We start from the raw sequence: 24970 nt of genomic DNA, 5'->3' as shown, positions 1-24970 counted from the left end.
GCACTGCGTTCAGCTCGGGGGGCGTTCATGCGGGCGGAGGTGGAGTTCCTGAGTGGCATGGCGCGCGGCTTCAAGGGGCGCGCGCACGATGTCCTGGATGGGCATCAGCGGCCCGTGTCCGTCCACGTCACGGACGTGGCTCCGGGCCGGCTCCTCATCCGAGGCGCGGCGGAGGATTCCAAGACGCTGCGCCAGTTGCTCGGCTGGTTGGAGTCCCGCCCCGAAGTCCAGGTGGCCACGTGTCAGCGCAGCACGGGCCTGGTCAAGGTGCACTACCAGGAGGCCTCGCGCTTCCCTGGCGCGTTCGCGCTGCGGGTGCGGGACTTCGCCTTCACGTTGCACCAGCTTCCGCCCAAGCCGTTCCAGGTGGAGGTGCTGCACGCACTGCCCGGTCGCGTGCGCTTGCACGTCCGAGGGCTCGAGGACGACGACATCCTCAAGCTGGCGGCCTGGGCCGCGACGCTGGCGGGGGTGCACAAGGCGAGCGCCTCGCCGGCCATCCATTCGCTGGTGGTGAGCTTCGACCCGGAGATGCTCAACGCGAGCCAGTTGATGGCGGCCCTGCGTACGAGCGATCCATCCACCTGGCCCGCCGCGCCCGAGCCGCCCCGGCGGGAATGGGCCGCCACTGTCTTCAATTCGGCGGTGCTCGCCGCGTGCGTCGTGAACGCGGCGCCCATGCCCGTGTTGGCCGCGGGCGTCGCGTTGACGAGCCTGCCGCTGGCACAGCGCGCCTTCCAGTCCGTCGCGGAGCGGCGCATCACCGTGGACCTGCTCGACCTGGTGGCGGTGGGGGTATCCCTGGCCACGGGGCAGGTGCGGACCGCGGCGCTCATCACCTCCCTGCTGGGCATTGGCGACTTGTTGATTGAGCGCAGCGCGGACCGCGCCCGGTCCGCCATCTCCCGGCTGATGCGGCTGGAGGTGCTGTACGCCTGGCGACTGCGGGTGGACGGAGAGGTGGAGCAGGTCCGGGCGGACCGGCTCAAGGAGGGCGACCTCATCGTCGTGCACGCGGGGGAGAGCGTGCCCGCCGACGGGACGGTGGTGTCCGGCACTGCGTGGGTGGATGAGAAGGCGCTCACGGGTGAATCCGAGCCCCGCGTCCGCGAGGCGGGAGACCGCGTGCTGGCCGCGTCCGTGGTGGGCGAGGGCAGCCTTCGGGTGCGGGTGGTGCGCGCGGGCGTGGAGACCACGGCGGCCAAGATTCTCCACATCCTCGAAGGCGCGGGCGCCAAGCCCATGACGCTGCAGGCGAAGGTGGACTCGGTGGCGAACGGCGTCGTGCTGCCGACCTTCGGGCTCGCCGCGGCGACGTGGCTGTGGACGCGCGAGGCGTCACGGCCCATCAGCATCCTCATCACGGACTTCGGGACGGGTGTTCGCATCGTCGTGCCGGCGAGCGCGCTGGTGGCGATGACGCTCGCGGCGCGTCAGGGCATCCTCATCAAGGGGGCGCAGTACCTGGAGCGGCTGGCCCAGGCGGACACCATCGTCTTCGACAAGACAGGTACGCTGACGTTGGGTGTCCCGGAAGTGGTGGACGTCATTCCCGTTCGGGGCTGGGACGCGCGCGAGGTGCTGTCGCTGAGCGCCGCTGCCGAGCTGCGTCAGTCTCATCCCGTGGCGGAGGCGGTGCGCAGGCACGCCCAGACGCAAGGCGTAGAGGTGCCGCAGCCCGAGGCGGGACTGGAGGAGTTCGTCCTGGGGCGGGGCGTCTGCGCCCAGGTGAACGGGCGCCGCGTCTGCGTGGGCAGCGCGCGCTGGATGCAGCAGCAAGGTGTGGACGTGACGGACGCGGGCTCGGCGCTGGCCCGGTCCGTGCCGCGCGATGTCGCCACCCTGTGGGTCACCGTGGATGGCGCGCTGGCCGGGTGCATCAGCTACGTGGAGACACTGCGGCCGGAGAGCGCGGGCGTGGTGCAGTCCCTGAAGGAGAACGGGCGCAGGCGCATCGTGCTGCTGTCCGGGGACTCGCCGTCGCGGGTGGCGGAGGTCGCGAGCCGGTTGGGCGTGGACGAGGCCATCGCGGAGCTGCTTCCCGAGGACAAGGCCACGCAAGTGCGCACGCTCCGGCGCCAGGGACGCATCGTGGCCATGGTGGGGGATGGCATCAATGACGCCCCGGCGCTCGCGCTCGCCGACGTTGGTATCTCCTTGAGGGGGGCGACGGACGTGGCGCTGGAGACGGCGGACGTGGTGCTGCTGCGAGGCAGCCTCGATGACCTGTTGCTGGCGTTCGACGCAGGCCGCGACACCCTGGCCCGCGTCCACCTGGGGCTCGGGCTGGTGCTGGTGCCCAATGCCGTGGCCATGGTGCTCGCGGCGCTGGGATGGCTGCCGCCTGTCGCCGCCGCCGTGGTCAACAACGGCTCCACGGTGGTGGCTGGCTTCGCCGCGCTGGCGCCGCTGTTCCGTCAGGCGCGCGCCGCCCAGCGCGAGGATTCCACCACCCACTGAGCATCAGGGCGTCTGGGGCGCGGCCGCCTGGGGCCTGGGCTTCACGTCCGTGTTCTGGCCGGCCATGATTTGCCACTGCCCGTTCACGTGCTTCATCACGTACCGCATCTGCGTGCGCAGCAGGCCGGGCTCGGTGTCCTGGACGCCGGGGGGCAGGCCGGGATGGCCCGTCACCTCGTGTGTGGTGTCGACAATGGCCAGGTCCTCCTGGATGAACTGGACCTTGCGCACGGTGACCTGGCTCTGGCTGCCCTTGAAGATGGTGGCGAAGATGCCCGCGTGGCGCTCCTGGATTTCATCGCGGCCTTCGAAGACGGTGCCCACGATGTTGATGAAGGCCGCGTCCGGGGCGAAGTCCTTGGACCAGGCCACCGCGTCCTGGCGGTTCCAGGCCTCCGTCTGATCACTCACGAGTTGGAGAATGTCCGCCTCCGCTGGCGCCGCGCCGGTGGTCGCGCACGCGGACGCCAGCAGGAGGAGGGTGGCCAGGAAGGGGAGGGGAAGGGCGCGGCGCATCATTGGGTAGCCTTCTTTCGGGAAAAGCCGGTTGTCGTGCCAAGTCCCATAACACGGCCGGCTTCTCCCGATCGCCCCTCCTGGTGGCTCAGGCTTTCGCCTTCTCACTGCGTTCGCTACCGCCGACCTTGATGCGCTTGGGCTGCTCCTCGGACTTCTTGGGGATGCGCACGTTGAGGACGCCACTCTTGAAGTCCGCCTGGACGTTGTCGGCATTCACACCCCGGGGGAGCGTGAAGGTGCGGCTGAACGAGCCATAGTTGCGCTCGTAGGCGTAGTAGCGGTCGCCTTCGTCGCGGCGCTCTTCTTCCCGCTTGCCGCTGATGGTCAGCCGGTTCTCCGCGAGGGTGATTTCCAGGTCCTTCTCCTCCACGCCGGGGACATCGGCCTTGAAGATGAAGGCATCCTGGGTCTCCTTCACCTCGAAGTCGGGCACGAAGCCGCCTTCCCGTGTGCCCTGGGGGCCGAGCATCCGGCCGAGGTCGAATCCCAAGAGCTCCTGCATGCGCTCGAAGGGGTCCCAGCCGCGTGGGGCTCCCAGCATGCTTCCGCCTCTGCGGGCAGGTAGGTCCGCCATGATTCCGTCTCCTTTCAGCCGTGCCCCGTTCATCGAGGCAGGGGTTTCGAGGTTCACGGTAGGGAGATGGCGGCGGAAGGGGAGGCACCGGGAAGCCTGCCGGTGCCTCGTCACGCGTCTGGGATGGGCGCCCGGCGCCCTGCGTCAGTTCCCTTCGGCGTACTGGCGGCGGTGGTCGCGAATCTCCGTCAGCCGGAAGGCTCCGGGCGACGGGGCCACGGCCTCGGGCGCATCCGCCGGCAGCTTCATCAGGCGCTCGTATTCCTCGATGGAGACGCGCTCGCGCCGGGCCAGCACCGCCTCCAGGTCCGCCTTCGCCATCCGCTCGGCGGCCTTCTCGCCCACCGTGCCGGAGTAGAATTCGGCCGCGCAGCCGCTGCCGTAGGACAGCAGGCCAATGCGCTGTCCCGCCAGCGCGCCGGCCTCGTGTTGCAGCAGGCCCGCCAGCGCCAGGTAGAGGGACGCGGTGTACACGTTTCCGATGCGCGAGTTGAGTCCCAGTGAAGTCGCCACCTGGGCGTCATAGCTGGCGGCCGACTTCGCCTGCGCCTCCCGCGACTCCGGCGTCGAAGCCGCCGCGTCCGCCGCATCCTCCAGGTCGCACAGGCGCAGTTGGGTGTGCGCCTTCCGGGCCATCTTGCAGAAGGGCACGTGGTAGGCGATGCGCGCCAACTGTTCGCCGGGCAGCGCGTCCGACCAGCGGACCAGCCCCGCCGCCAGGGCCTTCTCGCGCCAGCCCCGGTAAGCGCCGGACAGGGCCTCCAGGTAGCAGGTGATGGAGTAGTGCCCGTCCACCAGCGCCTCCCGCCGGCCCACGGGCCGCCAGAAGTCATACACGTCCATGCTGCACACGCCGTTGAGGCCCACGTCCATGGCGAGCAGGTCGGGTTGCTCGGAGACCAGCAGCGCCACCGCGCCTCCGCCCTGGGTGGGCTCGCCCGCGGTGTTCAGCCCGTAGCGCGCGATGTCCGAACACACCACCACGGCCACCTTGCCCGCGCCCGCGCCGGACGCAATCCACTCCACCGCCGCCATCAGCCCGGCGGTGCCGCCGTAACACGCGTGCTGCGTGTCATAGGTCCGCATGGTGCGCGGCAGCTTCAGCAGGCCCTGCACGTGCGAGGCGACGGGTTTCGAGTGGTCGATGCCCGTCTCTGTGCCCACCACCAGCATGCCGATGCGGGACGGGTCCACGTCCTGCTGACGGATGAGGCGGGCCGCCGCGGTGGCCGCGAGGGCCACGGTGTCCTCTCCGGGGTCGGTGACGGCCATCTCCCTGGCGCCCAGGCCCGCCGTGTACTTGGCCGGGTCCACGCCGCGTGCCCGGGCCAGGTCTTCGATGTCCACGTACCGGGACGGCACCGCGACCGCCAACGCTTCGATTCCCACGCGCTTCTTCATCGGACTCCTCGATTCCTTGTCGTGCTCTGGATTCCAGCCGCCGCTTTGCTCACGCCTCGGGGGGCACCAGCACCAGCCGGCCCGCCACTTCGCGGTTCTCCAGCCGGAAGTGGGCCTTCGCGGCCTCGGCCAGGGGCACCGCGTCCGTCACGAACTGCCGCACGCCGCCGGTGGCCGTCAGGCGCAGGGCCTCGTCCAGCTCCGCCTGCGTGGTGGCGTAGGCCCCCAGGATCTCCAGCTCCTTGACGATGACGAGCCCCGGGTTGAGCTGCACCATCCCCGACTCCAGGTTGCCCACCACCACCACGCGGCCTCCGGGCGCCATGGACTTCAGCGTCTGGTCGAACGTGGCGCTGCCGACGATTTCGACGGCCACGTCCACACCCGCGCCCTGGGTGCGCTTGCGGACGTCCGACGCGAAGTCCAGCCCGCGCGACACGATGACCTCGTCCGCGCCCGCCTCCTTCAGCGCCTGCACCTTCGCCTCGCTGGACGTCACCGCGATGACGCGCGCGCCGTCCAACCGCGCGAGCTGCACGGAGGACAGGCCCACGCCGCCACTGGCGCCGGTGATGAGCACCGTCTCGCCCGCGCGCACCTTGCCGCGCGTGCGCACCGTGTGGACGGCCGTGCCGGTGGTGCAGCACACCGTGGCCGCCTCGTTCCAGGGCAGCGACGCGGGCACCCGGCCCAGTCCGCCGACGGGGGCCACCATGAACTGGGCGTAGCCACCGGGCAGCTCCTCGCCGAAGAAGCGGTTGTCCGTCTTGCAGAGGCTGTTGCGGCCGCTGCGGCACAGGGCGCAGTCGCCGCACGACATGCGCTGGAGCGTCGCGGCGCGGTCTCCCGTCTTCCAGCCTGGCGTGTCCGGGCCGACTTCAATGACTTCACCCGCGGCCTCGTGGCCAAGAATCGCGGGCACGCTGGTGCGGGGCAGGTTGCCTCGGCGGTTGATGACGTCGTGGTAGCAGACGCCACAGGCATGCACGCGCAGGAGGACCTCGCCACGCCCGGGACGGGGCATGGGCATGGTCTCCATCTTCAGGTTGCCCGCTTCACCAAAGCTGCGCAGTACGACGGCTTTCATCTGGGTGCCTCCGTGCATCTGAATTCGTGGAAGGGGAACGGCCCTGCTCAGGCGCCGACGAGCGCGTCGCGGTAGCCGTGCGGATCGATGGCGCGAATGGCCGCCACCGTCCGGGCATCCGGAAGCGAGGTGACGGACAGCGCTTCGGAGACCTGGAAGGCGAAGCCCGTGCGCTCCGCGATGTGCTCTTCCGAGGCCCAGGGGTGTCGCGCGAGCAGCCGCGCGCCGGACGCGCCCAGTTCGAACACGCCCAGGTCGGAGATGAGCGTCACCGGCCGGCGCGGATCTCTCGTGGTGGCGACCTGCACCTCCGGCACCAGGTTGCGGCGCGACTGGCGCGGCACCAACAGCACCGGCCGGCGCACCCACTGCCGCAGCGTCGCTGCGCCCGCCACGCCGGGGAACTTCGTCCGCGGCTTGTCCAGGCTGCCGCTGGCCGTCATGTTGGTGCGGCCCTCGGCATCCACCTCGGCCGCGCCGAAGAAGACGGTGTCCACCCGGCCGCGCCGCGCGTGGTCGAACAGGTCCGGAATGGTGATTTCCGCGGACCGGCCATCCAGGTAGCCCAGGTCCTCGGAGGAGGGCAGCAGCGTGGGAATCTCCGGATCCAACGAGCCCACGCAGGCCAGGTACGTCAGGTCCGGCGCGTGCGTCGCGCGCGCCACGGCGATGGCCAGGATGGCCAGCGGTGACGCCACGCCCGTGGCCACCACGCCGCCGTCATCAATCTGCCGCGCCAGCAGGGAGACCACGGTCTCCGCTGGGGTGATGTCCAGCGTCGCGCTCATGCCGCCCTCCGCGTCAGCAACGTTTCCAGGAACTCCGCTTCACGGCCCGTCTCCGCCAGCGACAGGTAGCGGGCCAGCATTTCGTCGTCGTGCGGGTAGAGTCCGGCGCAGCCGGTGGGCAGGGCGCCGCCGGGAGCCAGGACGATGCGGTCCACCTGGAAGCCGGGCAGGGTGGCGCGAGGCAGCTTCGCCACCCGCTCCTCCACCGTGGCAATCACCCGCTTCGCCGCGCCCGCCACCAGCAGGTCCGTGGTCGGGTCTTCCATGTAGAGGTTGCCGCGCTCGTCCGCGGCGCGCGCGTGGAGCAACGCCACGTCCGGATAGAAGGCAGGCTCCACCGCCACGCGCAGGCCGGTGAAGGGGTCCTCCACCGTGGGAGGCGGCTCCGTCCGTGCCAGCCCGGACACGTCCGCGTCCGGCGCGGGGATGAAGGGCAGCCCCATGGACGCGGCGCGCAGCCGCTGGACGACGCGGTAGCCATCATGTTCGCGCCAGGCGAGGGTGCCTTGCTCCATGGCCCGCTTGAGGCAGGGCATGGGACGCACGCGGCCCTGGAGGCTCAGCGCGCCGAAGGCAATCTCCAGCCTGGCCAGACAGCCGCCCGCCACGAGGAACTCCGCGGGCAGCGGGTTGGGGAGGGAGATGAGGCCCAGGTCGCGCTTGCCCTGCGCGATGAGCTCCATCACCAGCGCCATGGGGGCGCGACCCAGCATGAAACCGCCGGTGGCCAGCGACGCGCCATCCGGAATGGAAGCCACCGCCTCCTCCAGCGAGCACCAGCGCGCCGTCTTCATGCGTCCTCCGAATCCGTGCCGGTGGCCGACACGCTCGGCACCATGCGCAACGGGGAGGGCCCTGCCTGTCCAGCGGTGTCCCCAGCGGCGGCGAAGGGCGGGAACAACATGCCCACCATGCCGTCGGCGATCTGCTCATCCGTGAGGCGCCCGTCCGGCTTGAACCACTTGTAGATCCACAGCACCATTCCCAGGAACGAGAAGGCGCCCACCGTCGGGTCCACGGGGCGGATGAGGCCCTGCTGCGAGGCCTGCGAAAAGGCCTCCTCCAGGAAGTCCACGTACTTCTTCTTCCGGGCGTCGATGAAGGCGCGCGTCTCGCCGGTGAGCGTGGCGTGCTCGTGGAGGATGATGATGACCTCCTTGCTCCACCCCCGCGTCACCAGCAGGATGTTGTGGCGCATGCACGCGCGAAGCCGCTCCACCGGATTCGCGATGTCCTGCACCCGCGAGAGGACCTGCTCCTCGAACAGGTCCATCCCGTAGTTCATGATGGCGAAGAGCAACTGCTCCTTGTTCTGGATGTGGTGGTAGAGGCCCGCCTTCGTCATCCGGCACGCGGCGGCGATCTCCTGCATCGACGTGCCCTCGTACCCCCGGTCACAGATGAGCCGCGCCGCCGTTTCAAGGATGGCTCGGTAGCGCTCGCCCTCGTCCGGCTTCCGTCCTCCGGTGTTCGTCACGTCTGCTCCCTTCTGGAGACCTACCGACCGGTAGGTAGCAGCGCCCGACGCGGAGTGTCAATCGCCAAAGTCGGCCCCCGGGCCGGCGAGCCTCCTGATTTCCCTGCTATTTCAAGGGGTTGGGGAGGGGCTGGCGGTTAGACTCCGCGGGCCATGCGGTACGCGCTCGTCCCCATCCTGTTGCTCTGTGTCGCCCTCACGACGGTGGGGGTGGGGGTGTTCACCCTGTTGGAGCGCAACCGGGAGGCGCAGTGGCACCAGTTCGCGGTGGAGCGCCAGGCCCAGTTGGATGAGGCCACACGCGGGGTGGCGGAGACGCTGGAGGACGTGGCGGAGGACCTGCGCTTCGCCGGGGAGCTGATGTCCCAGCCCGGCACGTTGGCGGAGCACCGGCGGGAGATGCGGGCCCTGTTGGAGGCGGTGGGCCAGTACAAGGTCCTCATCGCCTACGACGCCAACGGCAAGGAATGGCTGCGCATGTTGGACCGGCGCATGGGCAAGCAAGTAGCGCGAGCGCCCGTGTTGGCGCAGATGGCGGAGGCGGCCCGGCGGGCCCTGCTGCGGCCGCCGGGGGACGTCACGCTGTCACCTCCCATGGAGGATGGCGGCTTGGACTCGCTGCGGGTCATGGCCACGGCGCTGCCCGTGGATGAGCAAGGCCGGCCCGAGGGCGCGGTGGCGGTGCTCGTCGACACGACATCCTTCTTCACGCCGCTGCGCATCGTGACGTCGGACCCGGACGCGCGGCTGTTGCTCCTGGGCACCTATGGTCATCCGACCTCCGCCAGCGACGCCACCCTGGCGGACTGGTTCCGGCGCCTGGAGACGGAGGGCGCATGGGTGCCGGGCTTCACGACGCTGGCGGCTCGCATGCGCGAGGGGGAGCGCGGCGCGTTGCCGCTGCGCGCGGAGGAGGCCGAGCGATTGGGCCTGGGCCGCTCGGAGGCCATCGCCGTGTTCACGCCCATCCGCGTCCGAGGTGGCAGCCATTGGGCCGCGGCCACGTTGGTGTCTACCGCGACGCTGCGATCGCATCAGCAGGCCCTCATCTGGCGGCTCCTGGCCGCGGCGCTGCTCGTGGCGCTCTTCCTGGTGACGTTCGCCGTGTACGTGGTGCTGGCGCAGCGCCGCGCGGCCGCCTTGCGAGAGAGCCGTCAGCACGCGGACCAACTGGCGCACCTGCACGACAAGACGCAGAAGATTCTCGACCACATTCCTTCCGGGGTGCTGGCGCTCACCGTGGACGGGCGCATCAGCGCGGTGAACCAGGTGCTCCGCGAGCGCATGCCTCCGGACGCCATTGGCGCGCCGTTGGAGACGGCGTTCCCCCAGGCACCGGCACCCGTGGTGTCCCGGATTCGCGCCCTGGTGGAGGCCGCCGCGAGCGAGTCGCGCGCCCATGGCATCCTGGGTGAGACGCTGGTGCTCTTCGGCGAGGAGGGCCGTTTCAATCTCCACGCGGTGCCGCTGGAGGCGCGCCACCCGGAGGTCCAGACCTTGTTGGTGGTGGAGGACCTGAGCAACGTGCGCGCGCTGGAGACGCAGTTGCTGCGCGCGGAGAAGCTGGCCACGGTGGGGGTGCTCGCCGCTGGTATCGCGCATGAGATTGGCACGCCGCTGGGCGTGGTGCGTGGGCGCGCGGAGTACGTGCTGGGCAAGCTGGGCAGGGAACACCCGCAGGGGCCTGGCATTGCCGTCATCATCGAGCAGATCGACCGGGTGAGCCGCACGCTGCGGCAGCTCCTGGACTTCTCGCGCCTCCAGCCCACGGCGGTGCGGCCGGTGCCGCTCATCTCCCTGCTCCAGGACGTCCAGGAGTTGCTGCGCATGGAAGTGGAGCGGCGCGGGGTTCGCTTCGAGGTGACCGTTCCGGAGACGCTGCCTCCACTGGCCGCGGACCCGGACCAGCTCCAGCAGGTGCTGGTGAATCTGGCGCTCAACGCCTGCCACGCGTGTGGCGAGGGCGGGCAGGTGACGCTGGCCGCGGCGGTGCCAGAGGCGGAGCCGTGGGGGCTGGTGGCGCTCACCCTCCGCGACGACGGCTGCGGCATTCCCCGGGAGCACCTCAATCAGGTATTCGACCCCTTCTTCACCACCAAGAAGCGGGGACAGGGCACGGGACTGGGCCTGACGATGGTGGCTCACGTCGTGCGCAACCATGGTGGCCGGCTGGAGCTGGAGAGCGAGGAGGGGCGGGGCACCTGCGTCACGGTGCTTTGGCCCATCGCGAAGCCCAGCGCGGAGGAGCGGCATGTCGGTTGAAGGACGCATCCTGGTCGTCGATGACCACGTGGACATGGGCCTCATGCTGCGGGAGCCCCTCACGGACGCGGGGTATGTCGTGGACCTGGCTACGGGCGGCGAAGCGGCCATCCGGATGGCGCGCGCACAGGCCTACGACGCGGTGCTGTGTGACTTGCGCATGGAAGGGGTGGACGGCCTGGACGTGCTGGAGGCCGTGCGGGCGCTCGACTCGGACATCCCCGTGTTGATGATGACGGCCTTCGGCGGCGTGGAGAGCGCGGTGGAGGCGATGAAGCGCGGCGCGTACCACTACTTCACCAAGCCCTTCCGCTTGGATGAGGTGCTGCTCTTCCTCGAGCGCGCCTTGAAGGAGCGCAGGCTCCAGGTGGAGAACCGGGCCCTGCGGCGCGCCGCCGCCGAGCGCAGCGGGCTGGGGGCGCTGGTGGGCCGAAGCGCGGCGATGCGGAACCTCTACGAGCTCATCGACCGCGTGGCCTACGCCCAGGCGGCGGTGCTGCTGCGAGGCCCGAGCGGCACGGGCAAGGAGTTGGTGGCGCGCGCGCTGCACTTCCAGGGGCCTCGCGCCTCCGGGCCCTTCGTGGCGGTCAACTGCACGGCGCTGCCACATGACTTGCTGGAGAGTGAGCTGTTCGGTCACCTCAAGGGGGCCTTCACCGGCGCGACCCACGCCCGCCGCGGCCTCTTCGTGGAGGCGGATGGGGGCACGCTGTTCCTGGACGAGATTGGCGACATGCCGCTGGAGCTCCAGGCCCGCCTGCTGCGCGTCCTGGAGGACGGCGAGGTGCGCGCGGTGGGCGCCGACGGCAGCCGCACCGTGGACGTGCGCATCGTCGCCGCCACGCACCAGGACCTGGACGCCCGCGTGCGCGAGGGCCGCTTCCGCGCGGACCTGTTCTACCGGCTCAATGTCGTGACACTGCTGTTGCCTCCGCTGGCGGAGCGGCGCGAGGACATCCCCTTGTTGGTGGAGCACTTCACGGCTCGCGCCCGCGCGCGCAACCCTCGCTCCCGCATGCAGTCCCTGTCTCCGGAGGCGGTGGCCGCGCTCGCGACCTTGCCTTGGCCGGGAAACGTGCGTGAGCTGGAGAACCTGATAGAGCGGCTGGCGGTGATGGTGGCGAGCGAAGTCGTGGGGCTGGAGGAGTTGCGCCCACACCTGCCACCCGAGGCGCCGGAGGTGCAGCCCTTGGTGATGGCGCAGCACGCGCTGTGGCCCCTGCGGCGGCTGGAGGCGGAGTACATCGCGTGGATGGTGACACGCTGCGGCGGGAACAAGACGCGCGCCGCGGAGGTGCTCGGCATCGATGTGTCCACCATCCACCGGCGCGAACGGGAGCGCGGGTAGGGGCGCGCGAGACACCGTGGTAATCCGCCAGGGACGTCTGGCGTGATGCAACGGTTCATCCGCACGTTGCCCGGGCTCTCGGGGCGGGGACAGCGGGCATGGGCATTGCTTGATGTTGCAACGTGAAGTCCTCGTCCATTGCCCGTGCCCTCCTGCTCGGAGGGGATGCGTCGCTCAGCTCGCTCCTGATGGACGTGCTGGCCGAGCTGGGCATCGCGCTGGAGTCGGGCGCGCCGGCCGGTGGGTGTCCAGACCTCGTGCTCGTCCACGTCGAGCGCGGTGAGAGTCTCCAGCGCCGGCTTCAGCGCGCCCGGGAGCTTTCGCCCCAGGGGCCCATCATCGTGCTGCTGCCCTTCGCCGATGAGCGGCTGATGGGACTCGCCCTGCGGCTGGGCGCCCGCGACTGTTTCGCGCTGGGCGGGCCGCTCGGTGAGCTGCGCCGGGTGTTGCTGGCCCACGTTCCAGGTCATCCGAGTTCCGTATTCATCTCTCCCGGCGGGGCCGTGCCGCCGTCGACCGAGTCGCCCCATGATTGAGCCTCTCGCCGTGTCCGCGGTGCCCGCCACTCCCGCGTTTCCGGACCGCCCGCTGGTTGCGCCGCCCGCTCCTTCCGAAGTGCCGCTCTTTCAGGACGCCGGCCTGCGTGTGACGACCGAGCGGATCGTCGCCCGGGGCAAGACGCTGCTGCTCGCGGACGTCCAGCGGGTGGAGACGGTGCGGCGCACGCCTCGCATGGTTCCTGTGTTGGCCACGCTGGGCCTGTGCATGAGCGTGGGGCTGCCGGCTCTGTCCGCGCTGTCCGTCTCCAGCAGCACGGCGAAGGGGGGCTATGAGGCGGCGCTGATCGCCGTCGTCATGGTCATCTTCGGCTGCATCGCGCGGCTCGTCCTCGCCGAGGAGTCGTACCGGCTGGTGCTGCATACCCGCGCTGGCTCCTGGCGCGTGCGCGCGAGCAAGGATCCGAAGTCCCTCATGCTGCTCGCCGGGCTCATCCAGGACGCCGTCGCGGCGCGGGGGCAGCACTGAGCGAGCTCGCTGCGGCGGAGCCAGAATCGTTCGAAGGCTTCAGCGCCCATTCACGGCCCGCGTGAAGACGTCTCGCAGCCAGTCATTCACGTCGCAGTCCAGCACCCGGTGGACGCGGTCGGTGTCGCTGGGGTTGTCCACCCGGTGGGGACGGTTGAAGTCCAGGTACCAGCACTCACCGGGCTGGAGGACGACTCGCTCGCCGCCGAGGAAGAAGGCCACGTCGGGGTGCGTGGTGATGGGGACGTGGAGCCGCACCTCGCCGTCCGCGCAACCACGCCTCGGCGGACAATGCCGCGAGCTCCTGCTGGCGCGGCGCGGCGTCGAAGTGGAAGGGCAGGCGCAGGCGGTCGGGCACGGGCGTCGACATGCGGTGCTCCTCGTCGCGGTGAAGGGCTCCAGCGTGGCTCATGCCAGCCGCAGTGGCCGGTGCTCCGTCTTGGCCCGGATGAGCGCTGCCTGGGCTCGGGCCAGCGTTCCCTGAGGGTCTTCCTCACCCTCGACGGTGACGGTGGCGGACACCACATCGGGAGCGCCAGGGGTGTCGCGCAGCTTCTGCCGCAATGCTTCGGCCCGCGCTGCGTCCACACCAGGAAGGGCCAGGAGGAACGCCCCGCCTTCCCATCGCACCGCGAAGCCTCCAGGGACTCCCAGGGCTTCGGTGATGCGGGCTCCGTCTCGCAGTGTGGCGTCCCCCGCGTCGAAACCTCGGGTCGCGTTGATGCGCCCCAGTCCCACCAGGTCCGCGAGCAGCACGCTGAAGGGCATGCCATCCCTGCGGCAGCGGCCAATCTCGCGCAGCACTCGTTCCTCGCCCGCGCGCCGCGACACCAGTCCCGTCAGCGCGTCCACCCGGTGCTGCCGCTCCCGCTCCTCACGGGCTGGCCGGGTGTGTCCGATGTCGGTGAGCGTCAGCATCTGCGCCATGCCGCCAGGGATGGCGAAGGGCCGGGCCACCCAGCGCAGCCGGTGCGGTTGGGGCCGCTCCAGGACCAGCGTCAGGCGGAGGCCTCGGGACGATTCGGAGGCCAGGTCGAGCTGCCGCAGCGTGCTCGCCGGGTCCGCGGTGAGTCCCGCGACGTGCTGGCAGAAGGCATCGAACGTCATGGCCGGGAAGGGCTCCGGCGGCAGGCCCAGCAGGTCCGTCATCGCGGTGTTGCACGCGTGGGGTTTGCGTCCAGGCGCCACGACCAGGGCCGCTACATCCAGGGCCTGCACCGCATCACGCAGGAGTCCCAGGGCCGACGCTTCCGTGAGCGCGGGCTCTGCCGGGGCCTTTCCGGTGGCCGGTTTCATCCGGGCCCGTTGTTCCAGGTCCTCCGCGACACGGTTCGCGAGCTCCCGCAGCGCGGCCAGGTCCTCGGCTCCCAAGACGAGCGGGCGCGTGTCGATGACGCACAGCGAGCCCAGGACTTCGCCCGTGGAGGTCAGCAGCGGTGCGCCCGCGTAGCTGCCCACAATGCCGTCGCGCACCAGTGGGTTGTCACGAAAGTAGGGATGGCGCCGGGCGTCCGGTACGACGAGCGGCTCGCGCCCCTGCACCACGTGATGACAGAACGCCCAGTCGCGCGGCGTGCCCCGGTCCTTCGCGAGGGTGGGTGGCAGGCCGACGTGGGCCTTGAACCACTGGCGCTCGCCCAGCACCAGCGTCAGCAGCGCCACGGGAACACCGAAGGCCTGGGCGACCTCCTTCACGAGCTGCTGGAGCTCCGCCTCGGGCGGTCCGTTGTCGACCAGGTGCATGGCCGCGATGCTCGCCAGCCGTTGCCGCTCCTGCTCCGCGGCCCCCTCCGCCGGAGGCGGCTGTGGTGCGAGCTGCCCTGCGAGTACGCGACGCAGCGTGTCTCGCATCACCTCCGCGGAGGCCCGGCGACTGAGCAACGCATGGATGCCCAGCGCCTCCTTGAGCTGCCATGCGCGGACGCGGAGCTCGTCGAAGGCAGTGACCACCACGACCTGTGTTGCGGCGGAGTCCTCCTGTTCCCGAAGCCACGTCAGCAACGCGAAGCCGTCCAGCCGGGGCAGCGCCAGGTCCGTGACGAGCAGCAGGGGCGCACCTCGCTGGCGCACGACATCTTGGGCATCCGCTCCATCCTTGGCGACGACGCCTTCCAGGCCTTCCTCCGTCATCAGGGACAAGAGGCCAGCGGCTCGCTGTGGGTCGGGCTCGGCGATGAGGGCGTAGCGGAGCATGTAGGAGCGGGGATGCTGCCACGGCTGCTGCCTGGCTCAAGGCTTCGTGTGGCGCGGGTTCGCCCGGAGCGGTTCTTTGGCTATCCGCTAGTCCTGGTGCATTGCGTCGGCGCGGGCGCGCTGGGCATCTCGCTGTGGCGCCGCCGGCTCCACGGATGCCTGGGGGTAGCGGATGAAGAGCCGACGGAGGGCGCCTCGCTGCCGGCCCATCTCCTGCGCGCGCGACGCCGCGTCCACCACCAGCATCAGCAGGAGGCCCACCCACGAGGGGACCAGCGGAATGACCCAGCCTGGGTCCGACGCCAGCCACGCCACCAGCGCCGTGTGCAGGACCGCCAGCGTCACCGCCCATCGGAGGACCGCGCCGGACGTGCGCGCGCGCCGGCAAAGCCAGACGAAAGCCGCGAGCACCGCCGCGGTCTCCAGAACGCCCAGCAGCGCCACCAGTCCCGACGAGCGCATCAGCCGGCCCGACCGCAGGTTGTCCAGGGCGAAGGCGTGAATCTCCACGCCGGGCACCGCCACCTGGCCGGGCAGGGTGCTCTGGCCATGCAGCCCCGTGGCGGTGACACCCACGAAGACTGTCTTGCCTCGCAGCGCCAGGTCCAAGCCCACCGAGCGCGGGTCCGCGTGGAGCAGGTCCGCCAGACTCACCCGGGGAAGCCAGTTGGGTGCGGGCAGCCGCATCAACGGCGCGCCGTGGTCCCATGCCGCCAGCTCACGCAGAGGCTCCGCCCGTTCGGGCGTCAGGTGCAGCGCGGTGGCCAGTGCCAGCGAAGGCCAGGCCTGTCCGCTCACGCCCACGGCGTAGGGATATCGACGGATGACGCCGTCACCGTCCACCAGCATGTTGAGTGTTCCACTGCCCCGAGCCGCCATGCGCAGGGGCGCGATGCTTCCCGCCACCTCCCGGGCCTGGAGCCGCAGTGCGTGGGCGGGCAGGGCCAGCGGCGTGCCGAGGGCGCCATCCTGGAGGGGCGCCATCACCGGGACGTCGTCCGTGAGCGCCGCGGCTCCCAGGACGACACCGTTCCCTTCCGAAATCGCTTCGGCCAGCCGGGCATCGCCGTCGCGCGCGAGGAGCCGTGCCTCCAGGTCCGCCGCCAAGGCTTCACCCGCGGGCTGCTCCGTCAGCCCGGAGCGGCGGAGCGCCTCCAGGATGTCCTCACCCAGTTCCAGCGCGTCACGCGGCCCGGGCTGGTCGAAGACGACGTCCACCGCCACTGCGGCGGGGCGCTGGGCGGCGAGCGCATGGAAGGCGCGGGCCCACGTGGTGCGTGACAGCGGCCAACGCTCGCTCAGCGTCGCGAGGGCGCGGTCATCCACTTCCACCAGCACCAGGTCCGCGCTCGGCGGCACGGCGGGCAGCAGTCGGCTCACCGCCTGGTCGTAGAGCGGGCGCTCCAGGAAGCCCGGTGCGCCACCGGTGGCCGCCGTCACCCCCGCCAGCGCGATGCCCACGCATGCACCCAGCACCCGCAGTACTGCGGGCGATGGCAGACGGAGGCCGTCGCGGCGGTGGGGCTCGGCGGGACTGGAGTCCATGGGCGGGGGCCTGCTGGGAGGCAGGGCCCGGCCATCATGCGTGTGCGAATGGGCGCACGCAACGCAACAGTCTCAGGGCTGGACGTCGAAGGCGTAGATCTTCGAGGGGAAGCCCACGAAGCCGTCTCCGTCCACGGCCATCACCCGCCAGAACCACTTGCCCTGGCGGGGCCCGGGAATCGCCAGCTCCGGGCTGGCGCTGTCATACGTCTGGACGCTCGCGGCGAAGTCCGCCGTGCGAGCCACCTCCACGCGGTATGTCGCGGCGCCCTCCAGCGTCCGCCAGGACACCTTCGGGGCCGTGGCGAACGCGCCTCCCCGAGGGCCCACCAGCGTGGGCGCCGGCAGCAGCGGGCGAGGCGGCTCCGGAGGCGAGCCCGGCTTCGCGCGCGAACCATGTCCGCCCGACACCTCGACCTCGGCCTGCTCCGCGCTGAGGGCCACCTTGCCTTCCAGTGTTTCCAGCCGGCTGGTGCCGTCGTCCTGGGCCGACACGCGGAACCGGGTGCCCCGCACACCGGCCACCGCGCCGCGCGTGCGGACCTCGAAGATGGAGCCCGCGCCACCCGGCGCCGCGTCCGTCTCCACGGTGCCTCGCAGCAAGTCCAACTGCACCTTGCGCTGGAGGTTCGCCATCAGCTCGATGGCGCCCACCTTGATGAGACTGTTCTCCACCACGCGCACCATGCTGCCGTCCGCCAGGGCCAGCTCGGCCCGGGCGTCCTCGCCGGTGCGCAGCAGCTCGCCCGGGTAGAGCGCGTCACCCACCGTCCGCGCGAGGAGTTGGGCTTCCGTCGCGCCGGCCTCCACCGCGCCGCTGGCCGCCCGTAGCCGGGCCACCGCGGGCTGGGCGGGCCGCTCCACGTAGGCGAACTGGAGCTGTGCGGGCTCGCCCTCCACGGACGGCGGCGCCATGGCGGACACGCGCGTGCGGGGCACGCCCGCCGCCACCAGCACATCCGCGGCCCGTTTCGCCGCGGCCAGGCCCTGGCCGTCCAGCCGTTCTGCGTCCGGAAGCTTCGCCGCCACCGTCACGGAACGGATGGCGGGGCGCGCCAGGAGCGCTTGGGCTACGTGCGCCAGGCACGCGTCCGTCTCCGCGCCCTGGGGGGCCAGCGGCCGGCCGAACACGATCCGGCCGCTGTCGAAGCGCAGCCCGCCGCACGGCGCCTGCGTCTGCGCGGCGAGCGCGGGTGGACCCGCCAGCATCACCGCCATCATCCAAGGGGCTGTCCGCATCAACGCGTGCCTCCTCCCGTCGAAGGCTCGGCGACCTTCACGATGTTGAACTCGACGCGCCGGTTGTTCTCGCGCCCCTTGGCCGTCTCGTTGGTGTCGACCGGCTTCGCTTCACCATAGCCCACCGCGTCCAGCCGCTGCGCCGCGATGCCTTCCTTCACCAGGAAGGCCACCACATTCCTCGCCCGCCGCTGGGACAGGTCCAGGTTCTTCATGTCGTTGCCCTGGTCATCCGTGTGGCCTTCCACACGGACCATCAGGATCCGCGGGTTCGCCTTGAGCGTGGCGGCCACCTGCCGCAGCAGGCCGTGGGACCTGGCCAGAATCACGTCCTGGCCCGTGCCGAAGTACACCTTGTCCAGGATGACGATGCGCGCGCCCTCCACGCGCACCTGCGCCTTGCCCTTGTCCGGGCAGCCGTCATCATCCTGCACGCCGTTGATGGTCTCCGCCTCCAGCGGGCACTGGTCCTCGGCGTCCGGGATGCCATCCTGGTCGTTGTCGGGGTCGGGGCAACCGTCCTCGTCCTCGAAGCCGTCCAAGTCCTCCGGCTCGGTCTGGCACAGGTCCTCCGAATCGACAACGCCATCCTTGTCGGTATCCACCGGCGCGGGCGGCAGCGCCAGGGGCGCCGGGGCCGGTGCGGGCTGGCCCGCTTCGGTGGGTGGCTGGTGGGCGTTCGGGTCATCCGGGCAACCGTCCTCGTCCTGGAAGCTGTTGAAGGTCTCCGGCTCGGTGGGGCACACGTCGGTGACGTCGGGGATGCCGTCACCGTCATCGTCCGGGTCCAGGCAGTTGTCGTCGTCCTGGAAGCCGTCGAAGTCCTCGGGCCCCAGGTCGCAGACCGGCGCGGTGGAGGCGGGGCCGCCCTTGGATTCAAACGGCGTCCAGGCCACACCCGCGAGCACGCGGAAGGACGGGGTGCCATAGCCCCGCGACAGGCCCGGGCCCGCGCCCACATGCGCAGCCAACCCCGGGGTGAAGCGGTATTTCAGCGCGGCCAGGACTTCCATGGGCCGCTCCTCGGCGCTCGTCTCCTTCAGGCCCAGCGCGCCCGCCAGGGTGGCTTGCGCCGTGAGGGCCTGCGTGAGGGGCACCTCGGCGCCCACCGCGTAGGCGAACTCGTTGCCCACGCGGAGGTTGCGCAACTGCTCCTCGCGGCGGACGTTAAAGCCCACGTTGGCCAGCAGGCGGACGGCGGTGGTGGCCCACTCCGCCACGAAGCGCGGCTGGAACGTCACCGTGTCCGAGCCCAGGAACTTCGAGCCGCCGCCCGTGGGCAACGTCAGGGGCGCCGTCACCGCCAGGTGGATCCCGCTGTCGGTGGAGAGCAGGCGGACCTTCGGCACCAGCCGCAGGTCACCCACGCCCGTGGTCCCCACGCCGTTCGACAGGTCCGGCGCCACCGCGGCGGCGGGTTCCGACGTCGTGTGGGAGATGGGCAGCGCGACGCCAAGCTCCACCCGGTCGAACAGGGAGATGGCGCCCATCAGGTCCAGCGTGAGCTGGCTGTCCACGATGCGGTAGAGGAACCGGTCCGCTCGCGGGTCCACGAGGTTGAGCGGATCATTCGCGTAGTTGAGCGACGCGCCCAGGTTCCAGGAAAGGTGCGGCGCGATGCGCGCGCCGTGCATGCCGAGCACGTCATAGGCACCCGGCGCCGGCTTGTACTGCTGCACGTCGATGGCCTGCGACGCCGCGGGTTGGGCGCTGGCGGTGGCTGAAGCCACCAGCAACAACGGGGCGGCGAGCCGTGTCACGCGGCGAAGGAAGCTGCGCGGTGAGGACCGTGTGAAGTGAGGAAGGCGCATGGAAGGTCGAGGCTGGGACGGGCCCCGCCGAGGAGCCGCGAAGGTTGTCATCGGCGGATGACTGACTCAAGAAACGATGAGCCGTCGGTGTCCCAGTTGTTCGGGGCCGTCCCGGCGAAATGCAACTCGATGACGCATCGTCGCGCGGAGCCAGGGGGCTCGCACGCGGCGGCAGGGGCGCGAACTACACGGCGGCGGCGGCGAGCAGGCGTGAGACGTGCTCAGCCAACGTGGGCAGCGGCTGCGGCTTGGAAAGCACCAGGTCCACGCCCAGCGCCTGCGCGCGGTCGGTGAGCTCCTGGGTGGCGAACGCCGTCAGCAGCACCACCCGCGTCTGGGGCGTGTAGCGGCGCACGAAGTCCGCCAGCATCAGCCCTTCTTCGGAGAGCGTTCCGCTCAGGCGCAGGTCGCTGATGACCAGGTCGTAGCGGCCCGTCGTCATCAGGTCCAGGGCCTCGTCCAGCGCGCCGGCCGAGTCCACGCGGTAGCCGGCCCCGGAGAAGAACTGGCCCAACACCCAGCAGAGGGAAGACTCGTCGTCGACGATCAGGATGTTCTGAGCCACTGAGCGGGCCCTCAAGCAAGCTCAGGGCCAGAGACAGGCTTGTCTCGGTTCCAAGCAAATTCGGGTGCTTGCTCCCGCGCAACGGCTCAAGACTGCTTGCTGCGTCCAGACTACGGATCCGGTTTCTGGAATCCGGACCGGTTGATGCCCAGGCGCTTCAGCCGCTCGTAGAGGGATGACCGGGGGATGCCGAGCCGCGCGGCGGCGCGCTCCACGTGGCCGTGCTCGCGGCGGAGGATGCGCTCGATGTGGCGGCGCTCCAACTCCTCGAGGGTGAGGTGGTCGTCGGCGTCGGAGGCGGGCTCGCCGGCGGTGGCCTCGAAGCGCAAGTCTCCCCGGGACAAGGGCCCGCCGCCGGACAGCAGCACCGCGCGCTCCAGCACGTTGCGCAGCTCGCGGATGTTGCCAGGCCATGCGTAGCAGGTGAGGGCCATCTCCGCGTCGGGTCGCAGCCCCACGCTGCCGCGGCCTCGAGCCGCGCCCAGCTCTGCCAGGAATTGGTGCGCCATCCCGACGATGTCCTCGGGCCGCTCACGCAGCGGGGGGACATGGAGGATGAGCGTGCTGACGCGGAAGTAGAGGTCGCTGCGGAACCGCTTGTCCCGAGCGGCCACGGCCAGGTCCTGGTGCGTGGCCGCGATGAGGCGCACGTCCACGCGGCGGTCCCTCACGTCGCCCAGCCGCCGGAAGCGCTTCTCCTCCAGCACCTTCAGGAGCTTGGGCTGGACGGCCGAGTCCATGTCGCCAATTTCGTCCAGGAAGAGGGTGCCTCGGTCGGCGACCTCCAGCAGGCCCTGTTTGGCGGCCACCGCGCCGGTGAAGGCGCCCTTCTCGTGGCCGAACAGCTCCGAGTCGAGCAAGTCCTTGGAGAGCGCCGCGCAGTTGAGGTCCACGAAGGGCGCGTCCTTGCGCGGGCCGCCTTCATGCAGCCACCGCGCGAGCACGCTCTTGCCGCTGCCCGTCTCACCGGTGATGAGCACCGGGCTGTCGCTTTCGATGATGCGTTCGGCCTGCGCCTGGAGCGCGCGGATGGTGGCGCTGCCACCCATGAAGGGATTCACCGTCCCACGGAGGATGCGCGAACGCTCCGCCAGCAGCCGCTGCCGCTCGCGGCGCTGCGACACCAGCCGGTCCAGCACCACCTTGAGGACGGCCAGTTCCACCGGCTTGGTGAGGAACTGCTCGGCGCCTTCCTTCACGGCCTGGACGGCCAGCTCGATGGACCCATGGCCGGTGAGCACCACCAGGGGCACCGAGGCGTCGATGTCCTTGAGGCGCGGCAGCAGCTCCAGCGCGGTGCCGTCCGTGAGCCGGTAGTCCACCACGGCCACGTCGGGACGCGAGGTGCGGAACGCCTCTTGCGCCTCGGCGAGGCTGGTGGCCTCGTCCACGTCGAACCCATGGGCGGTGAGGAAGCCTCTCATGCCCAGGCGGATGCCGGGCTCGTCGTCCACGAGAAGGATTCGGGTGCGCGTCATGAAGTCAGGGAGTCTACGTGCTGGGTTGATACACGCGAAGAAACAGCAGGAAGCAGCAGTGTGACTTCCGCGCCGCCCTCCGGGTGATTGCGCAAGCGGATGATACCCTGATGCTCCTCCAGGATGCGTTGGACGATGGACAGGCCCAGCCCCGTGCCGCCGCGCCGCTTGCTGAAGAAGGGCTCGAAGACGTGGGACAGGTCCTCCGCGCGAAAGCCCGGCCCACCGTCGCGCACGGTGCACCGCACCCAGGCCCGGCCCGCCTCTTTCACTTCTTCCGTCGCCACCCGCACCGCGCTGCCCGCCGGTGAATGCTGCACCGCGTTCTCCACCACGTTGCGAAACACGTGAAACAAACGCCGGGCGTCCATTCGAACGCGGGGCAGCTCCGCCGCCAATTCGCGATTCACATTCACACCGGCGCGTTCACTGGCCAGGGCACATGCGGAGAGTGCATCCATCATCACCGGGAGCACGGGACCTTCCACCCATTCGCCGCGGGTGGGGCGGCCGTACTCGAAGAGCTCCTGCGTGAGGTGGTTGAGGCGCTTCACCTCGCCGCGCAGCACGTCGACGTAGGGCTTGAGCTCCGCGCGCGCGCCGAAGGTGGCCTCCACCGCGTCGACCACCGCGGAGATGGAGAAGAGGGGGTTGCGGACCTCGTGGGCCACGCCCGCGACGATGGCGCCCATGGCGGCCATCGTCTCACTGCGCCGCAGGCTGGCCTGGAGCTCCAGGAGACGTGTCACCTCCGTGGCCACCAGGATGATGCGCGAGTCCTCGCCGCCGGCTTCCTCCACCCAGGTGGCGGACACCTCCCACGTGCGGCGCGACACCGGGTCGCCCAGCTCGCGGGTGGCGCTGGCGCGGGTGCGGCGCAGTTCCTCCACCAACGGCAGTGCGTGCGACCAGGGTGGGGCACTGGCCGCGGTGAACAGCGGCTGGCCGGACGGGTCCATGCCTCCGAAGAGCGCGATGGCGGCGGCGTTGAGACGCTGGACGGTGCCATCCGCCCCCAACACCATCAGCGGCGAGGCCACCGCGTCGAAGGTGCGGCGCCATTCCTGGGCGGAGCGGCGGAAGCTGTCATGCAGGCGCTGGCGCAGGTCATCCGCGAGCCGCCGGTCGGTGATGTCGGTGACGACACAGCCGACATGCAGCTCCGCCTGCGCATCCAACGCGGAAGCGGCGGCGCGGCTGCGCACCCAACGCACGCGGCCGTCGGCGCAGATGAGCCGGTGCTCCAGCTCCGCCTCGGCGCCGGGGGCCAGGCCCTCGATGCTGGCCCGGTAGCGGGCGCGGTCCTCGGGGTGGATCATCTCCGCCCACAGCGGCGGCGGTCCGCCATCCGGTGCGGGCTGGACGAACGCGGAGGCGGCATAGCCGGTGGTGCGCTCGATGACGGGCGTGCAGTAGAAATCGCGCAGCCTCCCGCCGCGCAGCTTGCCGCCCCACAGGTAGTCCGGCAGCGAGCGCGTCAGCACGTCCAGCCGGCCCTCGTGCTCCTGGAGGCTCTCCTCCGCGCGCATGCGCTCGGTGAGCTCGGACATCGCGGCGATGACGCCCAGCACCTCGCCGTTCGCGCCGCACACGCGCAGATAGCTGCCGAACCAGAAGCGGCTTTCGCCCGGCGCGGCGGGCGTCTCCACCTGGAGCAGGGTGTCCTGGATGGAGGCCCCCGTGCTGAGCGCCAGTTGGAGGCGCGGAGCGATGAGCTTGCCCAGGTCGGGCATCACCTCGGTGACGTGCCGGCCCAGGTGCCGCTCCGTGGGCAGGCCATGCATCGCCGCCAGGGCCGTGTTGATGTGAACGTAGCGCAGCTCGCGGTCGAAGAAGGCGAAGCCCACGGGCGTCACGTCCATGACGGCTGCGCGAAGCGCGCTGGCGTCATCCGCGCTGCGCAGGGCGGCGTCCCGTGCGCGGTGAGCGCGCTCCCGGGTTCGCAGGAGCAACAGCGCCAGGGTGCCGCTGATGAGCAGCCCCACCGCGGCGGTGAGGAGGACGCGAGCAGGGGGGCTCACCGCCCCGGAGTAGCTCCAGACTCCCTCGACAGCCGCGGAGAGAGTCGTGGCCACCAGGACGGCCAGCATCAACTGTCGACGGGAAGGAAACTCGTGCATGCGGTGGGCGGCGAGCGTGGGAGCTTAACCGCAATCCCCGGTCGGACGGTGGCTCGCCGGGCATTGGCGTGCCGCCGTGGTGGCGCCGCGGACGAGGGAACGGGCCCATGGATGTCCACATCCGGTTCGAGGGCCGGGCGCGCAGCGGCGCGGAGTTCTCCGTGCGGCACGAGGCGCCGGGCTCAGGCGGAGGGCTGTGCTTCGCTGGCAGCCCCTTCCCGGGTTGCCTCGGCGAGCAGGGCGCGCACCTCGTCGTCCTCCGTCTGCGCGAAATCGCGGTACCACAGGCCCACGGAATAGAAGGGCTCGGGCATGCGGACGCAGATGACCTCGTCCGCCACCTGGGCCAGGCTTTCGCAGGACTCGGCCGCGGCCACGGGCACGGCCACGATGATGGCCGCGGGCTCCAGGAGCCGCAGCGCCGCCACGGCCGCCCGCATCGTCGTTCCAGTGGCCAGCCCGTCATCCACCAGGAGGACGGTGCGCCCACGCACGTTGGGGGGCGGCCGGCCTTCCCGGTAGCTCTCTTCACGCCGCTGGAGCTCCACGGCCTCGCGGCGGGCCGCGGCTTCAATCTGTTCGCGGCCGATGTTCAGCTCGTTCACGACCTCGCGGTTGAGCACCCGCACGCCCCCGGAGGCGATGGCGCCCATGGCCAGCTCCTCGTGGCCGGGCGTGCCCAGCTTGCGGACCAGGAAGACATCGAGCGGCACTCCGAGCTTCCGTGCGACTTCGGCGCCCACGGGCACGCCGCCACGTGGCAGCGCCAGTACCAGGGTGCCGGGTTGCCGCGCATGGCGCCGCAGGTGGTCCGCGAGCACGCGGCCTCCCTCATAGCGGTCCTGGAATTCGGGCTCTCGCATGCCGCCACTCCTCGCCGCTCCCTGGAATGGAACGGGCGCTCGTCAGGAGAAAGCTGGCCACGCCGGTGGCCTCGTGGAACGGGGCGGGCGTTCGCGTTGGCACCCGTTGCTCGCCTGGGCTCCCGCCCTCCCACCGCGTGGGTGCGGCGTGCTCGTCCGCCGCGCTCCCGGTGTTGAGCACGCGATGAATTCCGACCGTCCAGGCGGATTGGGC

The 24970-nt window shown here is 70.9% G+C and carries 21 protein-coding genes; 5 read left to right on the top strand and 16 right to left on the bottom strand.

The genetic code is table 11. The features are described 5' to 3' along the window. Positions 1 to 27: 27 nt before the first annotated feature. Complete coding sequence (locus FMQ63_RS11520) at positions 28 to 2460, top strand: cation-translocating P-type ATPase (RefSeq protein ID WP_011554273.1); 2433 nt, start codon at positions 28 to 30, stop codon at positions 2458 to 2460. A gap of 3 nt (positions 2461 to 2463) precedes the next feature. Here FMQ63_RS11520 and FMQ63_RS11515 read toward each other — a convergent pair whose 3' ends face one another. The 7 genes from FMQ63_RS11515 to FMQ63_RS11485 all read right to left on the bottom strand — a co-directional run bounded on the left by FMQ63_RS11515 (position 2464) and on the right by FMQ63_RS11485 (position 8306). Further along, positions 2464 to 2979 (bottom strand): SgcJ/EcaC family oxidoreductase, encoded by a 516-nt coding sequence (locus FMQ63_RS11515; protein WP_011554272.1) that lies wholly within the window; start codon positions 2977 to 2979, stop codon positions 2464 to 2466. 85 nt (positions 2980 to 3064) lie between these two features. After that, positions 3065 to 3553: an Hsp20/alpha crystallin family protein gene (locus FMQ63_RS11510; protein WP_011554271.1), complete on the bottom strand. Its 489-nt coding sequence runs from the start codon at positions 3551 to 3553 to the stop codon at positions 3065 to 3067. 144 nt (positions 3554 to 3697) lie between these two features. Continuing rightward, complete coding sequence (locus FMQ63_RS11505; protein WP_011554270.1) at positions 3698 to 4954, bottom strand: hydroxymethylglutaryl-CoA synthase family protein; 1257 nt, start codon at positions 4952 to 4954, stop codon at positions 3698 to 3700. A 49-nt stretch (positions 4955 to 5003) separates the two neighbouring features. Next, the gene (locus FMQ63_RS11500) at positions 5004 to 6041 is read right to left on the bottom strand and encodes an alcohol dehydrogenase catalytic domain-containing protein (protein WP_011554269.1); all 1038 of its coding nucleotides are present in this window, start codon (positions 6039 to 6041) and stop codon (positions 5004 to 5006) included. A 47-nt stretch (positions 6042 to 6088) separates the two neighbouring features. Continuing rightward, positions 6089 to 6829 (bottom strand): CoA-transferase subunit beta, encoded by a 741-nt coding sequence (locus FMQ63_RS11495; protein WP_011554268.1) that lies wholly within the window; start codon positions 6827 to 6829, stop codon positions 6089 to 6091. Further along, positions 6826 to 7623 carry a CoA transferase subunit A gene (locus FMQ63_RS11490; protein WP_011554267.1) on the bottom strand — a complete coding sequence of 266 codons (798 nt, stop codon included), beginning with the start codon at positions 7621 to 7623 and terminating at the stop codon, positions 6826 to 6828. The genes FMQ63_RS11495 and FMQ63_RS11490 overlap by 4 nt, the downstream gene beginning before the upstream one ends. Continuing rightward, a complete protein-coding gene (locus FMQ63_RS11485) occupies positions 7620 to 8306 on the bottom strand; it encodes a TetR/AcrR family transcriptional regulator (RefSeq protein WP_011554266.1) in 687 nt (228 codons plus the stop codon). The genes FMQ63_RS11490 and FMQ63_RS11485 overlap by 4 nt, the downstream gene beginning before the upstream one ends. A gap of 153 nt (positions 8307 to 8459) precedes the next feature. Between FMQ63_RS11485 and FMQ63_RS11480 the strand changes: the two genes are divergently transcribed. The 4 genes from FMQ63_RS11480 (at position 8460) to FMQ63_RS11465 (ending at position 12942) form a co-directional block, all read left to right on the top strand. Then, complete coding sequence (locus FMQ63_RS11480) at positions 8460 to 10568, top strand: nitrogen regulation protein NR(II) (protein ID WP_011554265.1); 2109 nt, start codon at positions 8460 to 8462, stop codon at positions 10566 to 10568. Further along, complete coding sequence (locus tag FMQ63_RS11475; protein WP_011554264.1) at positions 10558 to 11916, top strand: sigma-54 dependent transcriptional regulator; 1359 nt, start codon at positions 10558 to 10560, stop codon at positions 11914 to 11916. The genes FMQ63_RS11480 and FMQ63_RS11475 overlap by 11 nt, the downstream gene beginning before the upstream one ends. A 122-nt stretch (positions 11917 to 12038) precedes the next feature. Beyond that, the gene (locus tag FMQ63_RS11470; RefSeq protein WP_011554263.1) at positions 12039 to 12452 is read left to right on the top strand and encodes a hypothetical protein; all 414 of its coding nucleotides are present in this window, start codon (positions 12039 to 12041) and stop codon (positions 12450 to 12452) included. Beyond that, positions 12445 to 12942, top strand: coding sequence for a DUF6232 family protein (locus FMQ63_RS11465; RefSeq protein WP_011554262.1), 498 nt, complete (start codon positions 12445 to 12447; stop codon positions 12940 to 12942). The genes FMQ63_RS11470 and FMQ63_RS11465 overlap by 8 nt, the downstream gene beginning before the upstream one ends. Positions 12943 to 12981: 39 nt before the next feature. Here FMQ63_RS11465 and FMQ63_RS38350 read toward each other — a convergent pair whose 3' ends face one another. The 9 genes from FMQ63_RS38350 to FMQ63_RS11420 form a co-directional block, all read right to left on the bottom strand. Next, positions 12982 to 13200, bottom strand: coding sequence for a cupin domain-containing protein (locus tag FMQ63_RS38350; protein ID WP_020478647.1), 219 nt, complete (start codon positions 13198 to 13200; stop codon positions 12982 to 12984). Between the two features lie 150 nt (positions 13201 to 13350). Continuing rightward, the gene (locus FMQ63_RS11455; protein ID WP_011554260.1) at positions 13351 to 15135 is read right to left on the bottom strand and encodes a GAF domain-containing protein; all 1785 of its coding nucleotides are present in this window, start codon (positions 15133 to 15135) and stop codon (positions 13351 to 13353) included. 87 nt (positions 15136 to 15222) lie between these two features. After that, the gene (locus FMQ63_RS11450) at positions 15223 to 16680 is read right to left on the bottom strand and encodes a CHASE2 domain-containing protein (RefSeq protein ID WP_011554259.1); all 1458 of its coding nucleotides are present in this window, start codon (positions 16678 to 16680) and stop codon (positions 15223 to 15225) included. Positions 16681 to 16752: 72 nt separating this feature from the next. Beyond that, complete coding sequence (locus FMQ63_RS11445) at positions 16753 to 17919, bottom strand: FecR domain-containing protein (protein ID WP_225909321.1); 1167 nt, start codon at positions 17917 to 17919, stop codon at positions 16753 to 16755. Further along, entirely contained in the window at positions 17919 to 19781 is a 1863-nt protein-coding gene (locus FMQ63_RS11440; protein ID WP_011554257.1) for an OmpA family protein, read from the bottom strand. Before FMQ63_RS11440 ends, FMQ63_RS11445 begins: the two co-directional genes overlap by 1 nt. A 133-nt stretch (positions 19782 to 19914) precedes the next feature. Further along, positions 19915 to 20295, bottom strand: a complete 381-nt coding sequence (locus FMQ63_RS11435) for a response regulator (RefSeq protein WP_225909320.1) — start codon at positions 20293 to 20295, stop codon at positions 19915 to 19917. A gap of 110 nt (positions 20296 to 20405) precedes the next feature. Continuing rightward, entirely contained in the window at positions 20406 to 21773 is a 1368-nt protein-coding gene (locus FMQ63_RS11430; protein WP_011554255.1) for a sigma-54 dependent transcriptional regulator, read from the bottom strand. Continuing rightward, positions 21770 to 23893, bottom strand: a complete 2124-nt coding sequence (locus FMQ63_RS11425; RefSeq protein ID WP_011554254.1) for a PAS domain-containing protein — start codon at positions 23891 to 23893, stop codon at positions 21770 to 21772. Before FMQ63_RS11425 ends, FMQ63_RS11430 begins: the two co-directional genes overlap by 4 nt. A gap of 182 nt (positions 23894 to 24075) precedes the next feature. Next, positions 24076 to 24756 carry a phosphoribosyltransferase gene (locus FMQ63_RS11420; protein WP_011554253.1) on the bottom strand — a complete coding sequence of 227 codons (681 nt, stop codon included), beginning with the start codon at positions 24754 to 24756 and terminating at the stop codon, positions 24076 to 24078. Between the last annotated feature and the right edge of the window lie 214 nt (positions 24757 to 24970).

The organism is Myxococcus sp. CA005, assembly GCF_006518205.1.
Lineage (GTDB): Bacteria > Myxococcota > Myxococcia > Myxococcales > Myxococcaceae > Myxococcus > Myxococcus xanthus.
Note: the sequence above shows the minus strand (reverse complement) of the source record. Positions and strands in the feature narration are given on the sequence as shown.